The following is a 23,470-nucleotide window of genomic DNA, read 5'->3' on the forward strand; positions in this document are numbered from 1 at the left end:
CCCCACACCCGAACCCCACGCCCCCACACCCGAACCCCACGCTCGGGCACCCGAGTCCCACGCTCGGGCAGCCGAAACCCGCACTCAGGCACCTGAATCCCACACTCAGGCACCCGAATCCCACACTCGGGCGCCCGAGTCCCACGCTCGGGCAGCCGAATCCCGCACTCAGGCGGCCGAGTCCCACACTCGGGCAGCCGAACCCCACACTCAGGCGGGCGAGTTCCACGTTCGGGCAGCCGAATCCCGCACTCAGGCGGCCGAGTCCCACGTTCGGGCGCCCGAGTCCCGCACTCGGGCGCCCGAGTCCCGCACTCGCCGCACCCGATCCCGGAGCTACCGGGACACGAATGTGGCTTTGGGGGCCGAATCCGCCCCCAAAGCCACATTCGTGTCCGATGGGGCTCCGCCGGGGAGGCACGCCGCGGAGGGTTACAGGCGTTCGATGATGGTGGCGGTGGACATGGCGCCGCCGGCGCACATGGTGATCAGGGCGGTGCCGGCGTCCCGGCGTTCCAGTTCGTGCAGGGCGCTGGTCAGCAGGCGGGCGCCGGTGCTGCCGACCGGGTGCCCGAGGGCGATCGCGCCGCCGTTGACGTTGACCCGGTCCGGATCGGGCTGGTGCACCTGCTGCCACGACAGCACCACCGACGCGAACGCCTCGTTGACCTCGAAGATGTCCGGGTCCCGGATGGTCATGCCCGCCTTCGAAAGCACACGTGAGGTGGCCTGGATCGGCCCATCGAGGTGGTAGTACGGTTCCGCGCCGACCAGTGCCTGCGCCCGGATCCGCGCCCGCGGGCGTAGGCCCAGCGCCCGCGCCCGGTCGGCGTCCATGATCAGCAACGCGGCCGCGCCGTCGGAGATCTGGGACGAGTTGCCCGCGGTGTGCACGCCGCCTTCGAGAACAGGTTTCAGTCCGGCGAGCGCTTCGGCGCTGGTCGCGCGCAGTCCTTCGTCCCTGGTGACCAGTTCCTCGGCCTTGACCGGCACCACTTCGCGCTCGAAGCGCCCTTCCGCCCACGCGGCGGCGGCCTTGCGCTGGGAGTCCGCGCCGAACCGGTCGACGTCCTCGCGCGTGACGCCCCGGCGCACGGCGATCCGCTCGGCCGCGCCGAACTGGTTCGGCATGTCGATCGACCACGACTCCGGTTTCGGCGTGCCGACGTCGGTGCCGCGGTTCGCGCCGAGTGGCACCCGCGACATCGACTCCACCCCGCACGCCACCCCGGCCTCGATCGCGCCCGCCGCCACCAGCCCGGCGATCAGGTGCGCCGCCTGCTGCGCCGACCCGCACTGCGCGTCGATCGTGGTGGCGCCACAACCCTGTGGCAGCCCGGCGTGCAGCCACGCCGTGCGCGTGACGTTGCCGGCCTGCTCGCCCGCCTGCGTCACCGCGCCGCCGATCACCTGCTCGACCAGGTCCGGGTCGAGCCCGGCGCGGTCGAGCACGGCCTGCTGGGCCACGCCGAGCAGTTCGGCCGCGTGCAGTCCGGACAGCAGGCCGCGGCGCCTGCCGATCGGGGTGCGCGCGGCCGCCACGATCACCGGTTCGGGCATGGACGGCTCCTTCGATCGGTTACCCCGAAACTAGAACACGTTCTCATTCAAGGCAAGCTGAAGCCGGGTCAACCGCCGTTCGGTGCTTCTTCGCCGGCGAGGCGGACGCCGGTGGTCCGTGGGTTTCCCTCCGCGAGTTAACAGGTTTCACTAGAAGCACTTCACCTGGCGGGAGAGCTGTGCTTCAATCGCGAAATAGAACGCGTTTCACCGCCGAGTTCGCGCTGGAGGCAACCGTGGCCGCTCCCGGGATCCCCGCTGGTTTCGACTTCACGGATCCGGATCTGTACGCCGAGAGAGTGCCGATGGAGGAGTTCGCCGCGCTCCGCCGGACCGCGCCGGTCTGGTGGAACGCGCAGCCGCACAACCTGGCAGGCTTCTCCGACGACGGCTACTGGGTGGTCAGCAGGCTGGAGGACGTGAAGGCGGTCTCGCGCAACGACAAGGTCTTCTCGTCACGGGAGAAGACCGCGATCATCCGCTTCGACGAGTCCATGACCCAGGAGACCATCGAGGCGAACCGCCTGGTGCTGCTGAACATGGACGCCCCGCAGCACACCAAGCTGCGGCGCATCGTGCAGAAGGGCTTCACCCCGCGGTCGATCTCGAAGCTGGAGGACGCGCTGCGCGAACGCGCCCAGCGGATCGTGGCCGAGGCCAAGAAGAAGGGCTCCGGCGACTTCGTCACCGACGTGGCCTGCGAGCTGCCGCTGCAGGCGATCGCCGAGCTGATCGGCATCCCGCAGCAGGACCGGCGCAAGATCTTCGACTGGTCCAACCAGATGGTCGCCTACGACGACCCCGAGTACGAGATCGAGCCGATCGCCGCCTCCGCCGAGCTGATCGGCTACGCGTGGCACATGGCCGAAGAGCGCCGCAAGTGCCCGATGGACGACATCGTCACCAAGCTCATCGACGCCGATGTCGACGGTGAGGCGCTGGCCTCGGACGAGTTCGGCTTCTTCGTGCTGCTGCTGGCAGTGGCGGGCAACGAAACCACGCGCAACGCCATCACCCACGGCATGAAGGCCTTCCTCGACCACCCCGACCAGTGGGAGATCTTCCGCGAGCGGCGGCCGAACACCGCGCCGGACGAGATCGTGCGCTGGGCGACACCGGTCACGGCCTTCCAGCGGACCGCGATGGAGGACACCGAACTCGGCGGCCAGCAGATCCGCAAGGGCGACCGGGTGGGCCTGTTCTACGGCTCGGCGAACTTCGACCCCGAGGCGTTCGAAAACCCCGAGAAGTTCGACATCCTGCGCGAGGACAACCCGCACGTCGGCTTCGGCGGCACGGGCGCCCACTACTGCATCGGCGCGAACCTGGCCCGCCTGGAGATCGACCTGATCTTCAAGGCGATCGCCGAGGAGATGCCGGGCATCCGCGAGCTGGCGCCCCCCGTGCGGCTGCGGTCGGGCTGGCTGAACGCCATCAAGCACTACGAGGTCGCGTACGGCTGACCGCGTTTGGTCAGGCGGAACGCGAGGAACGCGGGCGCCTCGTTCAGCTGCGCGTAGTTCTCCGGGTAGTGCCGCGCCATCTGCTCGGCGGGCCGTGGTTCGACCAGTTCGTCGATGACGAAACCGGCCGCGGAGAACTCCGCGCAGACCGCGGACAGGGGCTGGCGCCAGTAGCTCACGCGCCAGCCCTTGGTCCAGGTCTCGGTGATCAGCTCGGTTTCGAAGTAGTCGCCGCCGGTGCGCAGCCAGTCCCAGCTGGGGTGCCCGGTGGAGATCAGCAGCCTGCCCGACGGCTTGAGCACGCGGTGCAGTTCGCGCAGCGCGGGCACGCGGTCGTCCAGGTGGTGGATCGCGAGCGCGAGCAGTGCCACGTCGAAGGTGGCGCCGGGGAGCCAGTCGAACGGGTCGTGCAGATCGTGCACGCGGAACTCCGCCTCCGGAACGCGGGCCTTCGCCAGTTCCACCATGCGCGGGCTTTGGTCCATTCCGGTCACGCGCGCGCCGCGGGCGACCAGTTCCGCCGCGTAGAGCCCCGGACCGCAGGCCGCGTCGAGCACGTGGGCGCCGCGCACTTCACCGAGCAGGCCGAGCATGGCGGGCCGGTCGTAGAGCGCGTTGAACGCACCGTTCTCGGCGTGTTCGGCGAACGCGTCGGCGAACACCTCGTACTGGGGCTCCCGCCCGATCCGGCCGTCCCGGCCGCGCTCCTCGGTCACGCTCGCAGGTTAGTCACCCGGTTTGCGTGATCCCACCACCCACATGGAGAAATATTGCGAGCCGCCACCGTAGGCGTGCCCTAGCGCGATCCGCGCGCCGTCGACCTGGTGGTCCCCGGCGCGGCCCATCACCTGGCGGGCCGCTTCGGCGAAGCGGAGCATGCCGGACGCGCCGATCGGATTGGACGAAAGGACCCCACCGGAGGGGTTCACCGGCAACCGGCCACCGAGCGCGGTTTCCCCGGCCTCAGTCAGCTTCCAGCCCTCGCCCGCTTCGGCGAAGCCGAGGTTCTCCAGCCACATCGGCTCGAACCAGGAGAACGGCACGTAGATCTCCGCGGCGTCCACTTCGGACAGCGGGTCGGTGATGCCGGCGTCGCGCCACAGCGCCGCCGCGGCGTCCCGGCCCGCCTGCGGGCTGACCTGGTCGCGGCCGGCGAAGGTGGTCGGCTCGGTCCGCATCGCGGTGGCGTGGATCCACGCGGCCCCACCGGGCACCGCGTCCCCGGCCGCCTCGTCGCCGAGCACCATGGCGCAGGCGCCGTCGGAGGACGGGCAGGTTTCGTCGTAGCGGATCGGGTCCCAGAGCATCTTCGACGCCCGCACCGATTCCACGGTGATGTCCGGCTGGCGCAGGTGCGCGTGCGGGTTCAGCGCGCCGTTGCGCCGGTCCTTCGCCGCGACCACCGCGCCGATCTCCTCGGGCGCGCCGGAGCGCCGGATGTAGGACCGCACGTGTGGCGCGAAGTACCCGCCTGCCCCGGCACCCACCGGCATCTGGAACGGCGGCAGGATCGACAGGCCCCACATCGCGTTGGACTCGGACTGCTTCTCGAAGGCCACGGTGAGCACCCGCCGGTGCACACCGGCCTGCACCAGGCTGGCCGCCACCAGCGCGGTCGAGCCGCCGACCGAACCGGCGGTGTGCACGCGCAGCAGGGGTTTCCCGTTGGCGCCCAGCGCGTCGGCCAGGAACAGTTCGGGCATCATCACGCCCTCGAACAGGTCGGGGGCCTTGCCCAGCACCACCGCGTCGATGTCGGCCCAGCCGACCTCGGCGTCGGCCATCGCGCGGTCGATCGCTTCGCGCAGCAGGCCCGGCATGGACACGTCGGTGCGCTTGGCGCGGTGGTGCGTCTGCCCGGTGCCGAGCACCGCGGCCGGTCGCTTGGCCTGGGAGGTCATGTCAGTCCCGCCTTTCCAGCACGGCGACCAGGTTCTGTTGCAGGGCGGGGCCACTGGTGGCGTGCGCGAGCGTCCGCCGGGCGGTGCCGGCGAGGATGCGCTTGGCCGCCTCGCCGATCCGGGCCAGTCCGGCGGCGAACATCGGGTTCCCGGTGAGCACCCCGCCGGACGGGTTGATCCGGACGTCGGCACCCAGGCCGAGTTCCCGCCGGAGGATGAGTTCCTGGTGGGTGAACGGGGCGTGCAGTTCCGCGACCTCCACGCCGTCGGCACCCGCCGCTCTGCCCGCGGCCGCGGTGCTGGGGGAGCGGGTCAGGTCGCGGGCGCCGAGCACCGGTGAGTCGACCCGGTGCTCGATCCCGGTGATCACCGCGGGGCGCTCGACCAGGTCGCGGGCGCGGTCCTCGGCGGCCAGCACCACCACCGCGGCACCGTCGGTGACCGGCGCGATGTCGTGCCGCCGCAACGGATCGGCCACCATCGGCGTGTCCAGCAGCTCGGTCACCCCGGCCGAGCCGGAGAACTGGGCGAACGGGTTGCCCGCCGCGTCGGCCCGGCTGCGTGCGGCGACCTCGGCCAGGTCCTTTTCGGACCACAGGCCTGCGTCGATGCCGCACCGGGCCTGGAGCGCGGCGATGCTGATCGAATCCGGCCACAGCGGCGCGGTGAAGTACGGGTCGAGCTGGAGCGCGAGCACCCGGCGCAACTGGCCGGCCGAGGACTTGCCGAACCCGTAGACGAGCGCGGTGTCCACCTCGCCCATCCGGATCTTCAGCCAGGCTTCGTAGAACGCCCACGCGGCGTCCATCTCGACGTGCGATTCGTGGATCGGCGGGAAGGCACCGAGCGCGTCCACCGCGGCGATGAACGAGAAGGCGCGCCCGGCCAGGTAGTCCGACGAGCCGGAGCACCAGAAGCCGATGTCCCGTTTGGACAGCCCGGTCTGCTGGTAGGCCTCGGCGAGCAGCGGCACCAGCATCTCCACCCCGTTGGTGGTGCCCGGGGTCTCCCGCACGTTCGGCGCCTGGGCGAAGCCGATCACGGCGACATCTGGCATGTGTGCGTCCCTACAGGTGATGGGCGAAGGATTCGTACGGCGCGTCCGGTTCCCCGGTCGGCTCGAAGTGCGCGATGTTCTCCAGCGAGGTGGTCCACTCCTCGCGCGGGCGCCACGAGGCGCGCACGCGCATGCCCATCCGCACGTCCGCGGCGTCGCAGCCGAGGATCAGGTGCAGGAAGGCGATGTCGGCGCCGTCGATGAGGATGTAGGCGGTGACGTACGGCGGTTTGATGCGCTGGCCGAGGAACGGCACGTTCACCACGCAGAAGGTGGTGATGGTGCCGGTGTCCGGCAATTCGACCTCGTCGGTGGTCGGCACGCCGTCGGTCGGGCAGGCGCCGCGCGGTGGCAGGTAGACCTTGTGGCACACCGGGCATCGCTGGCCGAGCAGCTTGCCCTGGGCGAGTCCGCGCAGGTACCGGCTTTCCTCGGGAGACGCCGAATGCCGGTACTTCAGGTGCACGGGCGTGATCACCACGCCGACCGGGGCACCTTCCTCGCGCTCGGCGACCGGCGGGGGCGGCGAAGTCGGGCCTTCGTCGGGATCCTCGGTCTCCACGGGCCGGAAGTACGCGATGTCCCGGATGTGCCCGACGGTTTCGTCGGCCCAGCGGACCTTCACCCGCATCCCGGTGCGCATCCGCTCCGGGCCGGGGACGTCCACGGCGTGCAGCATCGCGGTGTCGGCGCCGTCGAGCCGGATCAGGGCCCAGGCGAACGCGCGTGTCAGCGGCTGCCCGTCCAGCGGTTCCGCCATCCAGGTCCACGACTGCACGGTGCCCTCGTCGCCGACTTCGACGAACTCCGTCAGCGCTTCGGCGGTGTGCGGGTCGTATTCGACCGGGGGCACGTGGACCCGGCCGTCGCTGCCGCGGACGCCTTCGATCCGGCGAGCCGCGAGGCCGTTGACGAACCTGCCCAGTACCGGGCCGACCGAACGGGTGTAGTCGAACCCGATGTTCATCGGGGCCGACAGGGGGGCTTCGCTCACGCTCACGAGCAGAAGTGAAACACGTTCTCGAAATCTCGGCAACGGGGCACTTGCCCGCAAGTGGAACACGTTCTAGATTCGGGCTATGAGCCTGGGTCTGTGGAACATCGCCGAAGCCGAGGGAAACCGCACGGCGGTGGTCGAGCCGGACGGCACCGAGGTCACCTACGGGGAGCTGGCGGCGAAGGCGAACGCCTACGCGAACGGCCTGCGCGAGCTGGGCCTGGACACCGGCGACGTGGTGGTGGTGCTGCAGCCCAACGGTGCCGAGCTGGTGGCCGCCTACTTCGCCGCGATCCAGACCGGGCTCTACATCGTCGTGGTCAACTGGCACCTGATCGGGCCCGAGATCGCCTACATCCTCACCGACAGCGGCGCGAAGGCGTTCCTCGCGCACGAGCGGTTCGCCGAGGTGGCCGTCGCGGCCGCCGACGAGGCGGGCATCCCGGCCGGCGCGCGGTTCGCGGTCGGGGCCGTCGACGGCTTCCGGCCGATCGAGGACCTCGCCGCTTCGCCCGACCGGCCCGAAGTGCGCACATCCGGGTCACCGATGCTCTACACCTCCGGCACCACCGGGCGGCCCAAGGGTGTCCGGCGGCCGCTGACCGGCGCCGACCCCGACGAGGTGCCCGCCGCGTCCACCTGGTTCTTCGGCATCTTCGGGCTCCAGCCCGGCGACGGGCACGTGCACCTGTGCGGTTCGCCGCTGTACCACACCGCCGTGCTCAACTTCGTGGCGATTTCCTTGCAGCTGAGCCATTCCGCGGTGCTGATGGACCGCTGGGACCCGGCCGAGATGCTGCGGCTGATCGAGCGGTACCGGGTGACGCACAGCCACATGGTGCCGACGCAGTTCCGGCGGCTGCTCGCCCTGCCGGACCGTGAACGCTACGACGTGTCCTCGCTGCGGTGCATGATCCACGGCGCCGCGCCGTGCCCGCCCGAGGTCAAGCGGCAGATGCTGGACTGGTGGGGCCCGGTGGTCACCGAGTACTACGCGGCCACCGAGGGCGGCGGCACCGCGATCAACGGCGAGGAGTGGCTGCGCAAACCGGGCTCGGTGGGCAAACCGTGGCCGGGCTCGACGATCAAGGTGCTCGACGAGGACGGCAAGGAGCTGCCCACCGGCGAGATCGGCACCGTCTACATGCGCATGGGCGACTCGAAGTTCGAGTACCACAAGGATCGTGAGAAGACCGAGCGCGCGCGGGTCGGTGACCTGTTCACCCTCGGCGACGTCGGTCACCTCGACGAGGACGGGTACCTGTACCTGCACGACCGCCGCAACGACATGATCATCTCGGGTGGGGTGAACATCTACCCGGCCGAAATCGAGGGTGAGCTGGTGATGCACCCGAAGGTGGCGGACGTGGCCGTGTTCGGCGTGCCGCACGACGACTGGGGCGAGGAGATCAAGGCCGTCGTGCAGCCCGCCGAAGGCGTCTCCGGCGACCCGGCGCTGACCGCCGAGCTGCTGGAGTTCGCCGCTTCCCGGCTGGCGAAGTTCAAGCTGCCGAAGAGCGTGGACTACCTGCCGGAGCTGCCGCGTGACCCGAACGGCAAGCTGTACAAGCGAAAGCTGCGTGATCCCTACTGGGCGGGCCGCGAACGCGCCATCTGAAGCCGCCAGAGCGAGGTGGTCTCGTCCTCGCGGGCCCGTCGGTGTCGTGGCCGGGTGTCCAGCCGGTCCACCACTTCGAGCCCGGCTCGGCCGATGCTCCGGAGCAGGCTTTCGCGGGTGCGCAGGCCCAGGAGTTCGGCCAGGTCGGAGAGGATGAGCCAGCCCTCGCCCGCCGGGGTCAGGTGTTGCGGTAACTGGTCCAGGAAGCGGTCGAGCATGTCGCTGTCGAAGACGCCGAGTTCCAGCGCGGAATGCGCTTGGCCGGGGACCCACGGCGGATTGCACACGACCAGATCAGCTCGTCCCTCGGGGAAGAGATCGCACTCCTGCACGTCGACGCGGTAGCCGAGCCTGCTCAGGTTCTCGTGGGCGCAGACGCAGGCGCGCGGGTTCACGTCGGTGGCGACCACGTTCCGGGCGCCGCGGCGGGCGAGGATCGCGGCGAGCACACCGGTCCCGGTGCCGATGTCGAACGCGGTGAACTCCTCCGGCACGGGTGCCTCGGCGACGAGGTCCAGGTACTCCTGGCGGATCGGCGCGAACACCCCGTAGTGCGGGTGGATCTTCGCACCGAGCACCGGCACGTCGACGCCCTTGACGCGCCATTCGTGCGCGCCGATGACGCCGAGCAGGTCACGCAGGGGGAGCACCTTCGGCCCGGTGGAGACGCCGAAGGCCTCGGTGCACGCCGCCCGCACGTCGGGGGCGCGGCGCAGGGGCACGGTGTAGTCGGCGTCCAGCGGGATGAGCAGCATCTTCAGCAGCGGCACGTCACGCGTGCGGCGGCCGATGGCGTGCAGCAGCTGGCGGGCGCCGTGGAAATCGCCCTGCCACAGCACCGGACGGCCACGGCGGAAGTGACGCAGGGCGGTGTCGGCGCGCAGGGCGTCATCCGCGCGGACGACCCGCGCGGGAAGCTCGGAAAGCACTTCGGCTCCTCGTGATCAGCCGGTTCGTCGAACGCGCAGATCACTTCGACGCGAGGAGCGGTGGGGGTTCAGCTGCTCCGGCGCCGAAGTGGGAGCCGGACGTCCCCGAGGACCATACCCAAGTTCATCCGGAGCCCTCGCACGGGGGACACCTGCGCGGCAACCGAGCTACCCGCTGACCGGTGTCACGAATGTGGCTTTGGGGGCCGAATCCGCCCCCAAAGCCACATTCGTGTCCCTGAACCGATCACGTAGGCCACCTTCGTGACATCCGCCACGGCTCACCGGCCCTTGAACTCCGGGCGGCGTTTTTCCGCGAAGGCCCGTGGGCCTTCCTTGGCGTCTTCGCTGGTGAAGACCGCGGCGCCCAGCTGCGACTCGATCTTGAACGCCTCTTCCTCCGGCATGCCCTCGGTGTCGCGGATCGTCCGCAGGATCGCCTGCACCGCCAGCGGGCCGTTCGCGGCGATCGTCGCGGCCGTCTCCAAGGCGGCGTCGAGGGCGGTGCCGTCCGGCACCACTCGCCCGATCAGCCCGATCTCCTTGGCTTCGGCCGCCTTCAGGTGCCGTCCGGTCAGCAGGATCTCGGCCGCCACGGTGTACGGGATCTGCCGCGGCAGCCGGACCGCCGAGCCGCCCATCGGGAACAGGCCCCAGCGTGCCTCGGAGACCCCGAACTTCGCGCTTTCCCCGGCGATCCGGATGTCGGTGGCCTGCAGGATCTCCGTGCCGCCGGCGATCGCGGGTCCCTCCACCGCGGCGATCAGCGGCTTGCGAAGCCGCCGCCCCTTCAGCAGGCCGGGGATGCGGCTGGGGTCCCAGGTGCCGCGTTCGTAGGCGTCGCCCGGCGAGTTCCGCGCCATCGACTTGAGGTCCGCGCCCGCGCAGAACGCGCCGCCCGCGCCGGTGAGCACGCAGCAGCGGATGCCGTCGTCCTCGTCGACCCGGTCCCACGCCTCGGTCATGATCGCCATCATTTCGCCGGTGATGGCGTTGCGCGCGGCCGGCCGGTTCATCGTGACGACCAGCGTGTGGTCCCGCTGCTCGACCAGTGCGTGGGGGGTCTCGGTCATGCGTCGTTCCTCCTCGGTACCATTGCCCAAAACGATAACATGTTCTAGTTTGGCCTGGTGGCACTCAACATCGCAGATCTGCTCGAGCACGCCGTCGACGCCGTGCCGGACCGCACCGCGGTCGTCTGCGGCGATCGGCAGGTCACGTTCGCCGAACTTGAGGAGCGCGCCAACCGGCTGGCGCACCACCTCGCGGGGCGCGGTGTGGGAGCGAATTCCCACGTCGGCGTCTATTCCCGGAACTCCATCGAGGCCCTCGAGGCGATGATCGCCGCGTACAAGCTGCGCGCCATCGCGATCAACGTCAACTACCGCTATGTCCACAGTGAACTGAAATACCTGTTCGGCAACGCCGATCTGGTCGCGCTCGTACACGAACGGCGGTATGCCGACAAGGTCGCGGCCGTACTGCCGGAATGTCCCGAACTGGAACACGTTGTCGTTGTCGAGGACGGTTCGGACGCCGATTTCTCCGCATACGGCGGCGTCCCGTACGAAACCGCGCTGGCGGAGAACTCCCCGGAGCGCGATTTCGGCGAGCGCAGCGACGACGACCTCTACATCCTCTACACCGGCGGCACCACCGGCTACCCCAAGGGCGTGCTGTGGCGCCACGAGGACATCTGGCGCGCGCTCGGCGGCGGCATCAACTTCGTCACCGGCGAGTACGTCAAGGACGAGTGGCAGCTCGCCGAAGAGGGCAAGGCGGGCAGCCTGGTGCGCCTCCCGGCCGCGCCGCTGATCCACGGCGCCGCGCAGTGGGCCGCGCTGGGCGCGTTGTTCACCGGCAGCCCGGTGGTCTTCGTGCCGCGGTTCGACGCGCACGAGATCTGGAAGGCCGTGCAGCGGCACCACGTCCAGGTGCTCACCATCGTCGGTGACGCGATGGCCCGGCCGCTGATCGAGGCGTACCGCGAGGGCGGCTACGACGCCTCCTCGCTGGTGGCGCTGTCCAGTCACGCGGCGTTGTTCTCCCAGAGCGTCAAGCAGGAGTTCCTGGAGACCTTCCCCAACCTGGTGGTCACCGACGCGATCGGCTCGTCGGAGAGCGGGTTCACCGGCATCGGCATGGTGGCCAAGGGCAGCGACCACAGCGCGGGGCCGCGGGTCAACTTCGGCACGCAGGCCGTCCTGCTCGACGAGGACAGCCAGGTGGTCGAACCGCGGCCGGGCGCGGTCGGCCGGATCGCCCGCCGCGCGCACGTGCCGCTCGGGTACTACAACGATCCCGAGAAGAGCCGCGCGATCTTCACCGAGATCGACGGCACGCGCTACGTCATCCCCGGCGACTACGCGCGCTACGAGGACGACGGCACGGTCACGCTGCTCGGCCGCGGGTCGCAGTGCGTCAACACCGGCGGTGAGAAGGTCTACCCGGAGGAGGTCGAGGGCGCGCTGAAATCGCACCCCGACGTCTTCGACGCGCTGGTCATCGGCGTGCCGGACGACCGGCTGGGTCAGCGGGTCGCCGCGGTGGTGCAGGCGCGCGCCGGGCGCACGCTGGACCTGGCCGCGCTGGACGCCCACGTCCGGCAGGAGGTCGCCGGGTACAAGGTGCCGCGCACGGTGTGGCTCGCCGAGGAGATCGGGCGCTCGCCGAGCGGCAAGCCCGACTACCCGTGGGCCCAGAAGTACGCGGCGGAACACGAACCCGAGAAGGCCACCGGCCCGGAAAGCACCACCGGCCCGGAAAGCACTCCCGGCCCGGAAAGCACAGTGGCAGGACAGGCGGGCTGATGCGCACGGATCTCTGCGATACCTTCGGCATCGAGTACCCGATCTTCGCGTTCACCCCGTCGGAGCACGTGGCCGCCGCGGTGACCAACGCGGGCGGGCTCGGGGTGCTGGGCTGCGTCCGGTTCAACGACGCCGACGAGCTCGACCGCGTGCTGGACTGGATGGACGAGAACACCGGCGGCCGCCCGTACGGGGTGGACATCGTGATGCCGGCGAAGATCCCGGACGAGGGCACTTCGATCGACCTCGGCAAGCTCATCCCGCCGGAGCACCGCGAGTTCGTCGACCGCACGCTGGCGCAGCTCGGGGTGCCCGAGCTGCCCGGTGGCGCGGACGAGCGCGAAGGCGTGCTCGGCTGGCTGCACTCGGTCGCGCGGTCGCACGTCGAGGTCTCGCTGCGGCACCCGATCAAGCTGATCGCCAACGCGCTCGGCTCGCCGCCGGTGGACGTGATCGAGCAGGTGCACCGGCACGGGGTGCCGGTGGCGGCGCTGGCTGGCAAGGCCGAACACGCCGTGCGGCACGTCGACAACGGCGTGGACCTGGTGGTGGCGCAGGGCTACGAGGCCGGTGGGCACACCGGGGAGATCGCCTCGATGGTGTTGCTGCCGGAGATCGCCGACGCGGTCGGTGACCGCGTGCCGGTGCTGGCCGCCGGCGGCATCGGCTCGGGCAGGCAGGTCGCCGCCGCGCTGGCGCTGGGCGCTTCCGGGGTGTGGATGGGCTCGATGTGGCTCACCACCGAGGAATACCTGCGGACCATGGCGGAATCCGAGGCCATGCAACGGGCGCTGGTGGCGGCGAAGTCCTCGGACACCGTGCGCACCCGCATCTACACCGGCAAACCGGCGCGCCTGCTGAAGACGCGCTGGACCGAGGCGTGGACGGCGCCGGACGCGCCCGACCCGCTGCCGATGCCGTTGCAGAACCTGCTGGTTTCCCACGCCCACAACCGGATCCACGCGGCGGGGGACCCGAGTGTGGTGTCCATGCCGGTCGGCCAGATCGTCGGCCGGATGAACCAGGTGCGCCCGGTGGCCGAGATCATCGAGGAACTGGTGCGCGACTACGCGGCCGCACTGTCCCGTTTGGACAAGACGAGGTAGGCGAGCGCGCCGAGGGCCAGCACGCCGGTCCCGGCGAGCACGGAGGTGAGCGGGAGGCTGAACGCGAGCACCACGCAACCGGCGAAGCCGAGGCCGGCGATCACGCGGCCGAGAGTGAACGCGCTCGCGTTCGCGATGGCGTAGTAGACGAGCACGGCGAACGACGAAAACCCGATCGCCGAGCGCAGGTCGGCGACCGCGGCGAGCGCGGCGACCACCACGCCGACGGCGATCTCGGCGCGGTGCGGAACGCCGAACTTCGGGTGCACGGCGGCGAGCCCGCGCGGCAGGTGGCCGTCGCGGGCCATCGCCAGCGTGGTCCGCGAGACGCCGAGTACCAGCGCGAGCAAGGCGCCGAGCGCGGCGATCGACGCGCTGACCCGCACCACCGGGGACAACCAGCCCGGCGAGGCTTGCGCGACGGGATCGGTGGACGCGGCGAGCGTGGCCGGTCCGAGCTGCAGGAGCAGCGCGACGGCCAGCACCGCGTAGACGACCAGCGTGATGCCCAGCGCCAGCGGGATGGCGCGCGGGAGCGTGCGCGCGGGGTCGCGGACCTCCTCGCCGAGCGTCGCGACCCGGGCGTACCCGGCGAAGGCGAAGAACAGCAGCCCGGCTGCTTCGAGCACCCCGCTGGTGCCCGGCCGCAGGTTCGCCGGTTGGGGGTCGCCCACCGCGAAAATCGTGATGACCACGGCCGCGAGCACGGTCAACGTGATCGACACGATGACCCGCATGGCCACAGTGGATCGTTGCACGCCGCGGTAGTTGAGCGCGGTCACCGCCAGCACGACCGCCGCCGCCAGCGCGCCCCGCCACGGCTGCCCGAGCTCAGGGGCGGCGTAGCTGACCACGGCGATCGCCATCGCCGCGCAGCTCGCCGTCTTGCCGACGATGAAACCCCAGCCGGCGAGGTAGCCCCAGAACTCGCCGAGGCGCTCGCGACCGTAGACGTAGGTGCCGCCGGAGGCGGGGTAACGCGCGGCCAGGCGGGCGGAAGAGGTCGCGTTGCAGTAGGCGACCACGGCGGCCAGTGCGAGCCCGAGCAGCAGGCCCGAGCCCGCGGCACCGGCCGCGGGGGCGAACGCCACGAACACTCCGGCACCGATCATCGAACCGAGCCCGATGACCACGGCGTCGCCGGTACCGAGCCGGCGCGTCAGGCTTTCGCTCACGCGGCACACCCTACGAGACCGGGGGAGCTGTTGTCCGAGGTCGGGGTGGGCGAACGAGGGGGCGTGCAACCCCATCGTGGATCCGTTCCGTCTACTGGGGCATGAGGTACTCAGCGAAGATGGTTGGTGTAGGTGTCCTGCTGTTCGCCGGTACGGCTTGCGCCAGCCCACAGAATGCCAGTCAGCCCGCCGCCGCGCCGCCGCCCGTGGCGAGCGCGCCCGCCGACCAGATCGCTCCGGGTGAGCCGCAGCCGGCGCCGCCGGTGAGCAAGGTGCCCGGCGGGGCCGAACCCGCGGAACCGGGCGACCCGGATGCCGGGACCAAGATCCCGGAGCAGAAGATCGACGCCGCCAAGCTCCCGGAGGGCTTCCCGAAGGAGGTCGCCATGGTGCAGAACGGGAAGGTGCTCTCGATCGGCGCGCAGGAGGGCGGCTGCGGCAAGGCCAGCCTGGAGCTGAAGGAGCAGAGCGCCGACAAGGTCGTGGTCAACGTCGTCGAGACCGAGCCCGGTGGCAATGTCGCGTGCACAATGGACATTCGATACCCGACGCTGACCGTCGAGCTGGAGCAGCCGCTCGGGGAGCGGACCGTGGTGCTGGAGCACGAGCAGCGCAAGAACTAGTTCTCTCGAAGACCACCTGGTGCGAGTGGCCGGGAACATGTCGGGGCGTGTTCCCGGCCACAACCCTGTCCAGGGCCGGGAACGGCCTTAGGCTACCGGCCATGGGACAACGACAGGTCTCGTCCACCCGGACGATCGCCACCACCCCGGAAAAGATCTTCGAACTGCTCGCGGACCCGGCCAAGCACCCGCTCATCGACGGGTCCGGCTCGGTGCTCGCCGCGCAGAACGGTGGCCCCGAACGGCTTTCCCTCGGCGCCGAGTTCGGGATGGACATGAAGATGGGACCCTCGTACAAGATCCTCAACACCGTGGTCGAGTTCGAGGAAGGGCGCCTGATCGCCTGGCGCCACTTCAACGGCCACCGCTGGCGCTGGGCGCTCACCCCGCTCGAGGACGGCCGCACGCAGGTCACCGAGACCTTCGACTGGTCGACCGCGCGCGTGCCGCTGCTCATTTCGCTCAGCCCGTTCCCGAAGCGCAACAAGGTGGGCATCGAAAAGTCGCTGGCCCGGCTCGCGGAGATGTTCCCTGGTTGATTGGTGATCGGGTGGGAGCCCGCCCCGGTTTCTGATGGTGACTACGGCGGGGGCACCGATGTCAAGGCGGGAATGATGCCTTGACATCGGTGCCCCCGCCGTGTTTTTGGCTGTGGACCGGGGTGGGGGGTCTGGGCGGGGCCTCTGGTGGGGTGCCCGGGTTTCGGTTGTGCGTGTGGTCGCTGGAGGTCAGCTCCGGAAGGAGATCTGCAGCACCGGTTCCGAGGTCTCGGCGAAGAAGTCGTTCCCCTTGTCGTCGATCACGATGAACGCGGGGAAGTCCTCCACCTCGATCTTCCACACGGCTTCCATGCCGAGCTCGGCGTATTCGAGTACTTCGACCTTCTTGATGCAGTCCTGCGCGAGCCGGGCCGCCGGGCCGCCGATCGAGCCGAGGTAGAAACCGCCGTGCGCCCGGCACGCGGCGGTCACCTTCGCCGACCGGTTGCCCTTGGCCAGCATCACCAGCGAACCGCCGGCGGCCTGGAACTGCTCGACGTAGGAATCCATCCGCCCGGCCGTGGTCGGGCCGAACGAACCCGAGGCGTAGCCGTCCGGTGTCTTGGCCGGACCGGCGTAGTACACCGGGTGGTCCCGCAGGTACTGGGGCATTTCCTCACCGGCGTCGAGCCGCTCGGCGATCTTGGCGTGGGCGATGTCCCGCGCCACCACCAGCGGCCCGGTCAGCGAGAGCCGCGTCTTCACCGGCAACGCGGACAGCTGCTCGCGGATCTCGGCCATCGGGCGGTTCAGGTCCACCTCGACCAGCTCACCGGACAGTTCGTCCTCGGTGACCTCCGGCAGGAACCGGGCCGGGTCGCGTTCGAGCTGCTCGATGAACACCCCGTCGGCGGTGATCTTCGCCTTGGCCTGGCGGTCGGCCGAGCAGGACACGGCCACGCCGACCGGGCAGGAGGCGCCGTGGCGCGGCAGCCGGATCACCCGCACGTCGTGGCAGAAGTACTTGCCGCCGAACTGCGCGCCGATGCCGAACTGGCGGGTCATCTCCAGCACCTGCTGCTCGAGGTCCACATCGCGGAACCCGTGGCCCAGCGGGGAACCCTCGGTCGGCAGGTGGTCCAGGTACCGCGCGGACGCGAGCTTGGCCACCTTGAGGTTGGACTCGGCGGAGGTGCCGCCGACCACGATCGCCAGGTGGTACGGCGGGCAGGCCGCGGTGCCCAGGCTGCGCAGCTTCTCGTCCAGGAACTTGGCCAGGCGCTTGGGGTTCAGCACCGCCTTCGTCTCCTGGTAGAGGAAGGTCTTGTTGGCGCTGCCGCCGCCCTTGGCCATGAAGAGGAACTCGTACTTCGGGTCGCCGTCGCCATCCTTGTGGTACAGCTCGACCTGCGCGGGCAGGTTCGTCCCGGTGTTGCGCTCTTCCCAGAAGTTCACCGGCGCCATCTGCGAATACCGCAGGTTCAGCTCCTGGTAGGCGTCGAAGATGCCGCGGGAAAGGGCTTCCTCGTCGTTGCCGCCGGTGAGCACGCGCTCGGTGCGCTTGCCGATCACGATGGCGGTGCCGGTGTCCTGGCACATCGGGAGCACCCCGCCGGCCGAGATGGCCGCGTTGCGCAGCAGGTCCATCGCGACGAAGCGGTCGTTGCCGCTGGCCTCGGGGTCGTCCACGATCGCCCGCAGCTGCGCCAGGTGTGAGGAGCGCAACAGGTGCTGGATGTCGGTGATCGCCGTGCGCGCGAGCTGGGTCAGCGCGGCCGGGTCCACCTCGAGGAACCGCTTCCCGGCGGCCTCGACGACCCGGACACCCTCAGCGGTGACCAGGCGGTACTCGGTTTCGGTGTCCTCGCCGAGCGGCAGGACCTCGGTGTGCTGAAAAGTGGTGGTGGCAGGCAGTTCGGGCACTGCGCGGGCTCCCTTGCACGCGGATTTTCGGTGCTGGAACCGTACCCCAGCCGCCAGGGCCGGATATGCGGAAGGCCGGGCCCACCCCGACGGACCCGACCTTCCGGGGAACGCGGTGCGATGCCGGAGCACCCACCACGAAGCTCATGTGTGGCTCGAACCGAGACGATCGGAAAAATCGTGCTCCCGACCGTCTCGTGACGCACGTCATAAGTCAACGCGGCCGAACGGGTGCTTCCCGGGGTGACACTCCGTGTTCTGCCTGGTGGATCAGCTGGCGTAGGCGCGCAGCCGGTCCGCCCGCTCGCCCTGGCGGAGCTTGGACATGACCTCGCGCTCGATCTGGCGCACGCGCTCGCGGGAGAGCCCGAAGTGCTTGCCGATCTGGTCGAGCGTGCGCGGCTGACCGTCGTCGAGGCCGTAGCGCAGGCGGATCACGTGCTGCTCGCGGTCGTCCAGGGTGGCCAGCACCCGGCGCATGTCGTCCTGCAGGAGACCGGAGATCACCGCGCTTTCCGCGTCGGTCGCCTCGGAGTCCTCGATGAAGTCGCCCAGCGGGGCGTCCTCCTCGGTACCCACCGGCATGTCCAGGCTTACCGGGTCACGCGCGTGGTCGAGCAGGTCGGAGATCTTGTGCTCGGCGATGCCGGACTCCGCGGCCAGCTCCTCGTTGGTCGCCTCGCGGCCGAGCTGCTGGTGCAGGTCGCGCTTGATCCTGGCCAGCTTGTTCACCTGCTCCACCAGGTGGACCGGGAGGCGGATGGTGCGGCCCTGATCGGCCATGCCCCTGGTGATGGCCTGGCGGATCCACCAGGTGGCGTAGGTGGAGAACTTGAAGCCCTTGGAGTAGTCGAACTTCTCCACCGCGCGGATCAGGCCCAGGTTGCCCTCCTGGATCAGGTCCAGCAGCGGCATGCCCCGACCGGTGTAGCGCTTGGCCAGCGACACCACCAGCCGCAGGTTCGCCTCCAGCAGGTGGTTCTTGGCCACGCCGCCGTCACGCACCAGCGCGCGCAGCTCGGCGCGCCGCTTGGGGGTGAGGTCCGTGGCGGTGTCCAGCATGTGCTGGGCGAACACGCCCGCTTCGATGCGCTTGGCGATCTCGACCTCGTCGGCCGCGGTGAGCAGCGCCGTCTTGCCGATCCCGTTCAGGTAGACCCGGACCAGGTCGGCGGCGGGGCTCTGGGCGTCGAGGTCGGCACCTTCGGCGGTGAACTGCCCCTGGGCGCCCGATATGCCCGACGAGGTGGCGCTCGAGGAGGAAGTGCCCGTATCGTCGGAAACGGACGTGGGAATCTTGCGCTGGCGAATGCCCCTGGCTTCGCGCTCAAGAGTCTGGACTGACATTTCTGCCTCCCCGGTCACGGGCTGACGTGTGTGTGGCTGGCGTCACACACGCCAACGCTGTGCGTCACGGGACGGGCCTGTGGGTTCCGTCTCGCGAGTCCGGCTGGCTGGCCGGACATTCGGTTCAACGCCTCGGTGTCTCGAAACGTTCCCGAGCCGTCGAAGAGAAGACGGCTCCCTGGCACCCGAAGTTGCTCCAGCAAGCCTGAGCTTTTCCTGAGAACGAACGAGTAGCTTTCGTGTGACAGTGGGGAGTCAGCCGCACCCAGTGGTCTAGACCTCTTGTCAGACCTCCACCAGAACCGTGAACGGACCGTCGTTCACGCTGTGCACGGACATCATCGCGCCGAAGCTGCCGGTGGCCACGGTGGCACCTCGCCCGCGTAGTCCGGACACCACCGAACCCACCAGTTTCTCCGCTATTTCCCCACGTGCGGCGTTGAGCCACGACGGGCGCCGCCCCTTGCGCGTCTCGCCGTAAAGGGTGAACTGGCTGACCACGAGCAGTGGCGCGCCGGTGTCCGCACAGGACCGTTCTTCGCGAAGTATGCGAAGTTCGTGCAGTTTCCTGGCCATCGTCGCGGCCTGTTCTTCGGTGTCGTCGGCGCGGATGCCGAGCAGCACCAGCAGGCCCGGTTCGTCGATGGCGCCGACGACCTCGCCCTCGACTGTGACGCTCGCCTCGGTCACCCTGGCGACGACCGCCCTCATCGCCCGGCTCCCGTTTCGGAGACGGGCTGGAGCATGCCGTGCCGGATCAGTTCACGGACGACCGGCAGCGCGGCCTCGGTCAGCGTCTCCACCGGCTGGTCGTGCGCGAAGGCGAGCAGGTCCAGCAGGTCCGCCAGCGGCAGCGCACCCCGGCAGCCGGCCAGCAGCGCGGTGGCCAGTTCGTCGACCTCGTGCTGCCAGCCGGGCCCGTCGGTGCGGTGCAGGCGGCGGACCGCGGTCTGCCAGCCCTCGTCCGTGGTGGTGTCCACGCGTTCGAGCACCACCGAATCCGGCACGGTGAACTGGGTCTCCAGCAATTCCGCATGGTGGTTTCGCAGCCAGTCCACCCGGTCGAGCCAGCCGGCCGCCTCCGGGCCGAGCGGGTCGTCGAACGCTTGGCGCAGGTCCTCGCAGACGACCGTGGGCGTGCCATCGGTCCGGCGCAGGGTGACGAAGCCGAAGCCGATGCCCTCGACCCGGTTCTCGGCGAACCAATCGAGCCAGGCGCCCGCCTTGGCGCGTCCCTCCGGCGACCTCGGGTCCAGCCCGGCGTCACGGAGCCAGGTGCCGACGTAGAGCTCGGGATCGGCCACATCGCGCTGCGCGAACCACGCGTCGGTGCCCGCGGGCAGCCAGCGGTGCACCCGATCGGCCCAGTCCTCGCCCTCGACGTGCAGCCAGGACGCGAGCAGCTGCCCCACGCCGCCCTCGGTCAGGAACGACGGCAGCTGGCGCACCACGAGCGCGCTGGCATCGTCCCCGCCGAGCCCGGAGTCGCGGTAGACGTAGTCCACCCGGGGCGGGCCGACCACGAACGGCGGATTGCAGACGATCTGGTCGAACCGGCGGCGGGCCACCGGCGCGAACCACTCACCGCGCGCCAGCTCGACCTCCACCTCGTTCAGTTCGAAAGTGGTCTTGGCCAGTGCCAGCGCGCGTTCGGAGACGTCGGTGGCGGTGATCCGGCTCGCGTGACGGCTCGCGTGCAGCGCCTGCACGCCGTTGCCGGTGCCGAGGTCGAGCAGGCTGCCCACCGGGCGGCGGCTGGTCGCGCGGATCAGGCTGAGCGAGGCGTGGCCGACGCCGAGCACGTGGTCTTCGGGAACCGGACCGCCCAGCACGTCGGAGTCGAGGTCGGAGAGCACCCACCAGGAGCTGTCTTCGTCGCCGTGCGGCCGGAGGTCGAGGGCCGCCCGAATGCCGTCCCGCGTCCGCCGGACGAGACCGGCTTCTACCGAACCGTCCAGCGGCAGCACGTCCGCGACGGCCTGCTCGGATTCGGTGGAGCCGAGCAGGAACAGCCGGATCAGCGTCCCGAGCGCACCCGCGTCCCGGCTCGCGCGGTAGGCCGGTTCTGGCTCACCGCGGCCGAGCGCGGCGTGCGCGGCACCGCCGAGCGCGTCCACCACGCCGTCGGCGTCGTACCGGGCTTCGCGCAGCGCGTCCCGCAGACGGGCGCGGAATTCGGGGGAGAACTCGGGAAGATCGCTCACGAGTCGGCATGATCCCACGGGCGGGATGACTATGTTGGGCGCCATGTCTTCGGCACAGGTACCACTTTGGGTGCCGATCCTGGTCGGCCTGCTCGGTGTCGCGGGTGTGGTCACCGCGCAGGTGATCACCACCCTGCGCGAGGAACGGCGCTGGCGTCGTGAACAGCAGCGCGAGGACCTGCGCTGGGAACGGCAACGGGAGGAACGCACCCACGAGGCCAGGTCGGAGGCCTACGCCGAGCTGATCGGCGTGCTCGAAGCCCTGGACATGATCACCTTCCGAGCCCGGCAGGCGGCCAAGTTCAACGATGAAGGGCTGACTTCGGACGAGAAGCTGGCCGAGGAGCTGCGAGCCATCACCTCGGAGGCGCAGCGCGCACTCGGACCGGTGAACCTGCACGCGCCGGAGCGGATCCGCGTGAGACTGCAGGAGGCGGTGCTGCCGCGGATGTCCCTGGCGGCCAGGTTGCTGCGGAACGAGGGCGACGACGCGGACAAGTGGACCAGGGGCCAGCGCGAGTACCGCTTGCTGCGTGCGGAGATGCGCCGCGACCTCGGCCTGGACGCCGAAGACCTGAGCCACCTGGAGGAAAAGGCGGAATGACCGGAGTACTGGACGGCCTGCCGGCGCTGCTGCCGGAACTCGAGGCGCTCTACGTCGATCTGCACCGCCACCCGGAACTGGCCTTCGCCGAGCACCGGACCGCCGGGATCCTGGCCGACCGCCTGGAAGCAGCCGGATTCGAAGTGCACCGCGGGATCGGGCAGACCGGCGTGCTGGGTGTCCTGCGCAACGGCCCGGGGCCGGTGGTCATGCTGCGCGCGGACATCGACGCGCTGCCGGTCGAGGAGAAGACCGGGCTTGACTACGCGAGCACCGTGCGCGTCACCGGGCCGGACGGGCAGGAGGTGCCCGTGATGCACGCCTGCGGGCACGACATGCACGCCACCTGGCTGACCGGCGCGTCCGCGTTGCTGGCCGGTGCCCCGGCGGCGTGGTCGGGCACGCTGCTGGTGGTGTTCCAGCCGGCTGAGGAAGCGGGCGGCGGGGCCAAGGGCATGGTCGAGGACGGGGTGTTCGACCTGGCCGGGCGCCCGGACGTGGTGCTCGGGCAGCACCTGGTCCCCGGGCCCGCCGGCTGGGTGCTCACCCGGCCAGGGGTGATCATGGCCGCCACCGACGCGCTGCGGATCGTGCTGCACGGGCGCGGCGGGCACGGCTCGCGGCCGGAGACCACGGTCGATCCGGCGGTGCTGGCCGCGTCGGTGGTGCTGCGGTTGCAGACGATCGTGTCGCGGGAGATCTCGGCGAACGAGGTCGCCGTGGTCACCGTCGGCTCGATGCACGTCGGGACCACGCACAACGTGATCGCCGACGACGCGGTCATCGAGGTCAACGTGCGGACGTTCGACGACACCGTGCGCACGAAGGTGCTCGCCGCGATCGAGCGGATCGTGCACGGCGAGGCCATGGCCGCCGGGGCGCCGAAGCCGCCGGAGCTCACCCCGATCGGCAGCTTCCCGGTCACCAGGAACGACGACGCCGCCAACGCGGGGCTCACCGAAGCCTTCCGCGCGCACTTCGGCGGTGACCGGGTGCACGAGGCACCGCTGGTGACCGGCAGCGAGGACTTCGGCGAGTTCGGCGTGGCGGCCGGGGTGCCGTCGGTGTACTGGCTGGTCGGCGGCATGGACACCGAGCGGGTGCTGACCGCGATGGCGGCGGGCCGCTTCGAAACCGACATCCCGTCCAACCACTCGCCGCGCTTCGCGCCGGTGCCGCACCCGACCCTGTCGGCCGGGGTGGAGACGCTCGTGGTGGGGGCGCTGCACCGGCTGGCGCCCCCGGCTACCGGCGGAGCGGCCGGAATGGGAGCATGATGGGGGTAGGAGGTGGTGTGGTGAGCGAACCGCGGGGCACTTCCGAGCCGGTCCTGATCACCGAGGCGCAGCTGTCGTACGAAGAGCAGCACGCCGCCCGGAAACGCAAGTACATGCTGATGATGGGGCTGCGCTTTCCCTGCCTGATCCTGGCCGGGATCTTCTACGAAACGTGGTGGCTGGCGCTGGCCTTCATCGCGCTGTCGGTCCCGCTGCCGTGGGTGGCGGTGCTGATCGCGAACGACCGCCCGCCGCGCAAGGCCGAGGAAGTCAGCCGGTACCAGCGGGAGGCCACAGCCATCGAACAACGGGAACACCGCGTCATCGATGGCTGACCCGCCCGCCCCTCTGTTCAGATGCTATGAGTGGGGCATTACTTGCATTGAATGCTAGTAAT

General features: G+C 70.2%; 21 protein-coding genes. 9 read left to right on the top strand and 12 right to left on the bottom strand.

All coding sequences use genetic code 11. The features are described from left to right. Positions 1-432 precede the first annotated feature (432 nt). Entirely contained in the window at positions 433-1,560 is a 1,128-nt protein-coding gene (locus L3Q67_RS23280) for a steroid 3-ketoacyl-CoA thiolase (RefSeq protein WP_499183587.1), read from the bottom strand. Positions 1,561-1,796: 236 nt separating this feature from the next. Here L3Q67_RS23280 and L3Q67_RS23285 point away from each other — a divergent pair, with 236 nt between their 5' ends. Further along, positions 1,797-3,023, top strand: coding sequence for a cytochrome P450 (locus tag L3Q67_RS23285; RefSeq protein ID WP_499183588.1), 1,227 nt, complete (start codon positions 1,797-1,799; stop codon positions 3,021-3,023). On the opposite strand, the gene L3Q67_RS23290 is transcribed toward L3Q67_RS23285, so the two are convergent. The 4 genes from L3Q67_RS23290 to L3Q67_RS23305 are packed head-to-tail and all read right to left on the bottom strand — an operon-like array spanning position 3,002 to position 6,948. Beyond that, complete coding sequence (locus tag L3Q67_RS23290; RefSeq protein ID WP_499183589.1) at positions 3,002-3,739, bottom strand: class I SAM-dependent methyltransferase; 738 nt, start codon at positions 3,737-3,739, stop codon at positions 3,002-3,004. The genes L3Q67_RS23285 and L3Q67_RS23290 overlap by 22 nt on opposite strands. Before the next feature lie 9 nt (positions 3,740-3,748). Then, complete coding sequence (locus L3Q67_RS23295) at positions 3,749-4,924, bottom strand: thiolase family protein (protein ID WP_499183590.1); 1,176 nt, start codon at positions 4,922-4,924, stop codon at positions 3,749-3,751. Between the two features lies 1 nt (position 4,925). Then, complete coding sequence (locus L3Q67_RS23300) at positions 4,926-5,981, bottom strand: thiolase family protein (RefSeq protein ID WP_499183591.1); 1,056 nt, start codon at positions 5,979-5,981, stop codon at positions 4,926-4,928. Between the two features lie 10 nt (positions 5,982-5,991). Then, on the bottom strand, positions 5,992-6,948 hold the full coding sequence (locus L3Q67_RS23305; protein WP_499191625.1) for a Zn-ribbon domain-containing OB-fold protein: 957 nt from the start codon (positions 6,946-6,948) through the stop codon (positions 5,992-5,994). Positions 6,949-7,060: 112 nt separating this feature from the next. Between L3Q67_RS23305 and L3Q67_RS23310 the strand changes: the two genes are divergently transcribed. Next, complete coding sequence (locus L3Q67_RS23310) at positions 7,061-8,596, top strand: acyl-CoA synthetase (RefSeq protein ID WP_499183592.1); 1,536 nt, start codon at positions 7,061-7,063, stop codon at positions 8,594-8,596. On the opposite strand, the gene L3Q67_RS23315 is transcribed toward L3Q67_RS23310, so the two are convergent. Then, positions 8,566-9,525 carry a class I SAM-dependent methyltransferase gene (locus tag L3Q67_RS23315; protein ID WP_499183593.1) on the bottom strand — a complete coding sequence of 320 codons (960 nt, stop codon included), beginning with the start codon at positions 9,523-9,525 and terminating at the stop codon, positions 8,566-8,568. The two genes, L3Q67_RS23310 and L3Q67_RS23315, sit on opposite strands and share 31 nt — an antisense overlap. 281 nt (positions 9,526-9,806) lie before the next feature. Continuing rightward, complete coding sequence (locus L3Q67_RS23320; protein ID WP_499183594.1) at positions 9,807-10,598, bottom strand: crotonase/enoyl-CoA hydratase family protein; 792 nt, start codon at positions 10,596-10,598, stop codon at positions 9,807-9,809. A 57-nt stretch (positions 10,599-10,655) separates the two neighbouring features. Here L3Q67_RS23320 and L3Q67_RS23325 point away from each other — a divergent pair, with 57 nt between their 5' ends. Continuing rightward, positions 10,656-12,335, top strand: a complete 1,680-nt coding sequence (locus L3Q67_RS23325) for an acyl-CoA synthetase (RefSeq protein WP_499183595.1) — start codon at positions 10,656-10,658, stop codon at positions 12,333-12,335. After that, the gene (locus L3Q67_RS23330) at positions 12,335-13,441 is read left to right on the top strand and encodes an NAD(P)H-dependent flavin oxidoreductase (RefSeq protein ID WP_499183596.1); all 1,107 of its coding nucleotides are present in this window, start codon (positions 12,335-12,337) and stop codon (positions 13,439-13,441) included. The genes L3Q67_RS23325 and L3Q67_RS23330 overlap by 1 nt, the downstream gene beginning before the upstream one ends. On the opposite strand, the gene L3Q67_RS23335 is transcribed toward L3Q67_RS23330, so the two are convergent. Further along, on the bottom strand, positions 13,402-14,553 hold the full coding sequence (locus L3Q67_RS23335) for an APC family permease (RefSeq protein ID WP_499191626.1): 1,152 nt from the start codon (positions 14,551-14,553) through the stop codon (positions 13,402-13,404). The genes L3Q67_RS23330 and L3Q67_RS23335 overlap by 40 nt on opposite strands. 182 nt (positions 14,554-14,735) lie before the next feature. Here L3Q67_RS23335 and L3Q67_RS23340 point away from each other — a divergent pair, with 182 nt between their 5' ends. After that, positions 14,736-15,239, top strand: coding sequence for a hypothetical protein (locus tag L3Q67_RS23340; protein ID WP_499183597.1), 504 nt, complete (start codon positions 14,736-14,738; stop codon positions 15,237-15,239). A gap of 101 nt (positions 15,240-15,340) precedes the next feature. After that, positions 15,341-15,778: an SRPBCC family protein gene (locus L3Q67_RS23345; protein WP_499183598.1), complete on the top strand. Its 438-nt coding sequence runs from the start codon at positions 15,341-15,343 to the stop codon at positions 15,776-15,778. Between the two features lie 189 nt (positions 15,779-15,967). Here L3Q67_RS23345 and L3Q67_RS23350 read toward each other — a convergent pair whose 3' ends face one another. From L3Q67_RS23350 to L3Q67_RS23365, 4 genes are all read right to left on the bottom strand, one after another. Beyond that, positions 15,968-17,641: a fumarate hydratase gene (locus L3Q67_RS23350; RefSeq protein ID WP_499183599.1), complete on the bottom strand. Its 1,674-nt coding sequence runs from the start codon at positions 17,639-17,641 to the stop codon at positions 15,968-15,970. 270 nt (positions 17,642-17,911) lie between these two features. Beyond that, the gene (locus L3Q67_RS23355; protein ID WP_499183600.1) at positions 17,912-18,988 is read right to left on the bottom strand and encodes a sigma-70 family RNA polymerase sigma factor; all 1,077 of its coding nucleotides are present in this window, start codon (positions 18,986-18,988) and stop codon (positions 17,912-17,914) included. A gap of 285 nt (positions 18,989-19,273) precedes the next feature. After that, a complete protein-coding gene (dtd, locus tag L3Q67_RS23360; RefSeq protein ID WP_499183601.1) occupies positions 19,274-19,699 on the bottom strand; it encodes a D-aminoacyl-tRNA deacylase in 426 nt (141 codons plus the stop codon). Then, positions 19,696-21,237, bottom strand: a complete 1,542-nt coding sequence (locus tag L3Q67_RS23365) for a class I SAM-dependent methyltransferase (RefSeq protein WP_499183602.1) — start codon at positions 21,235-21,237, stop codon at positions 19,696-19,698. Before L3Q67_RS23365 ends, dtd begins: the two co-directional genes overlap by 4 nt. Here L3Q67_RS23365 and L3Q67_RS23370 point away from each other — a divergent pair. From L3Q67_RS23370 to L3Q67_RS23380, 3 genes are read left to right on the top strand one after another with little or no spacing between them, the layout of a single operon-like run. Continuing rightward, entirely contained in the window at positions 21,236-21,796 is a 561-nt protein-coding gene (locus tag L3Q67_RS23370) for a hypothetical protein (protein ID WP_499183603.1), read from the top strand. The genes L3Q67_RS23365 and L3Q67_RS23370 overlap by 2 nt on opposite strands. Then, positions 21,793-23,073, top strand: a complete 1,281-nt coding sequence (locus L3Q67_RS23375) for a zinc-binding metallopeptidase family protein (protein WP_499183604.1) — start codon at positions 21,793-21,795, stop codon at positions 23,071-23,073. Before L3Q67_RS23370 ends, L3Q67_RS23375 begins: the two co-directional genes overlap by 4 nt. Beyond that, entirely contained in the window at positions 23,073-23,408 is a 336-nt protein-coding gene (locus tag L3Q67_RS23380; protein WP_499191627.1) for a DUF3099 domain-containing protein, read from the top strand. The genes L3Q67_RS23375 and L3Q67_RS23380 overlap by 1 nt, the downstream gene beginning before the upstream one ends. Positions 23,409-23,470 lie beyond the last annotated feature (62 nt).

The organism is Saccharothrix sp. AJ9571, assembly GCF_021725495.1.
In the GTDB taxonomy this organism is placed as follows: Bacteria; Actinomycetota; Actinomycetes; order Mycobacteriales; family Pseudonocardiaceae; genus Amycolatopsis; species Amycolatopsis magusensis.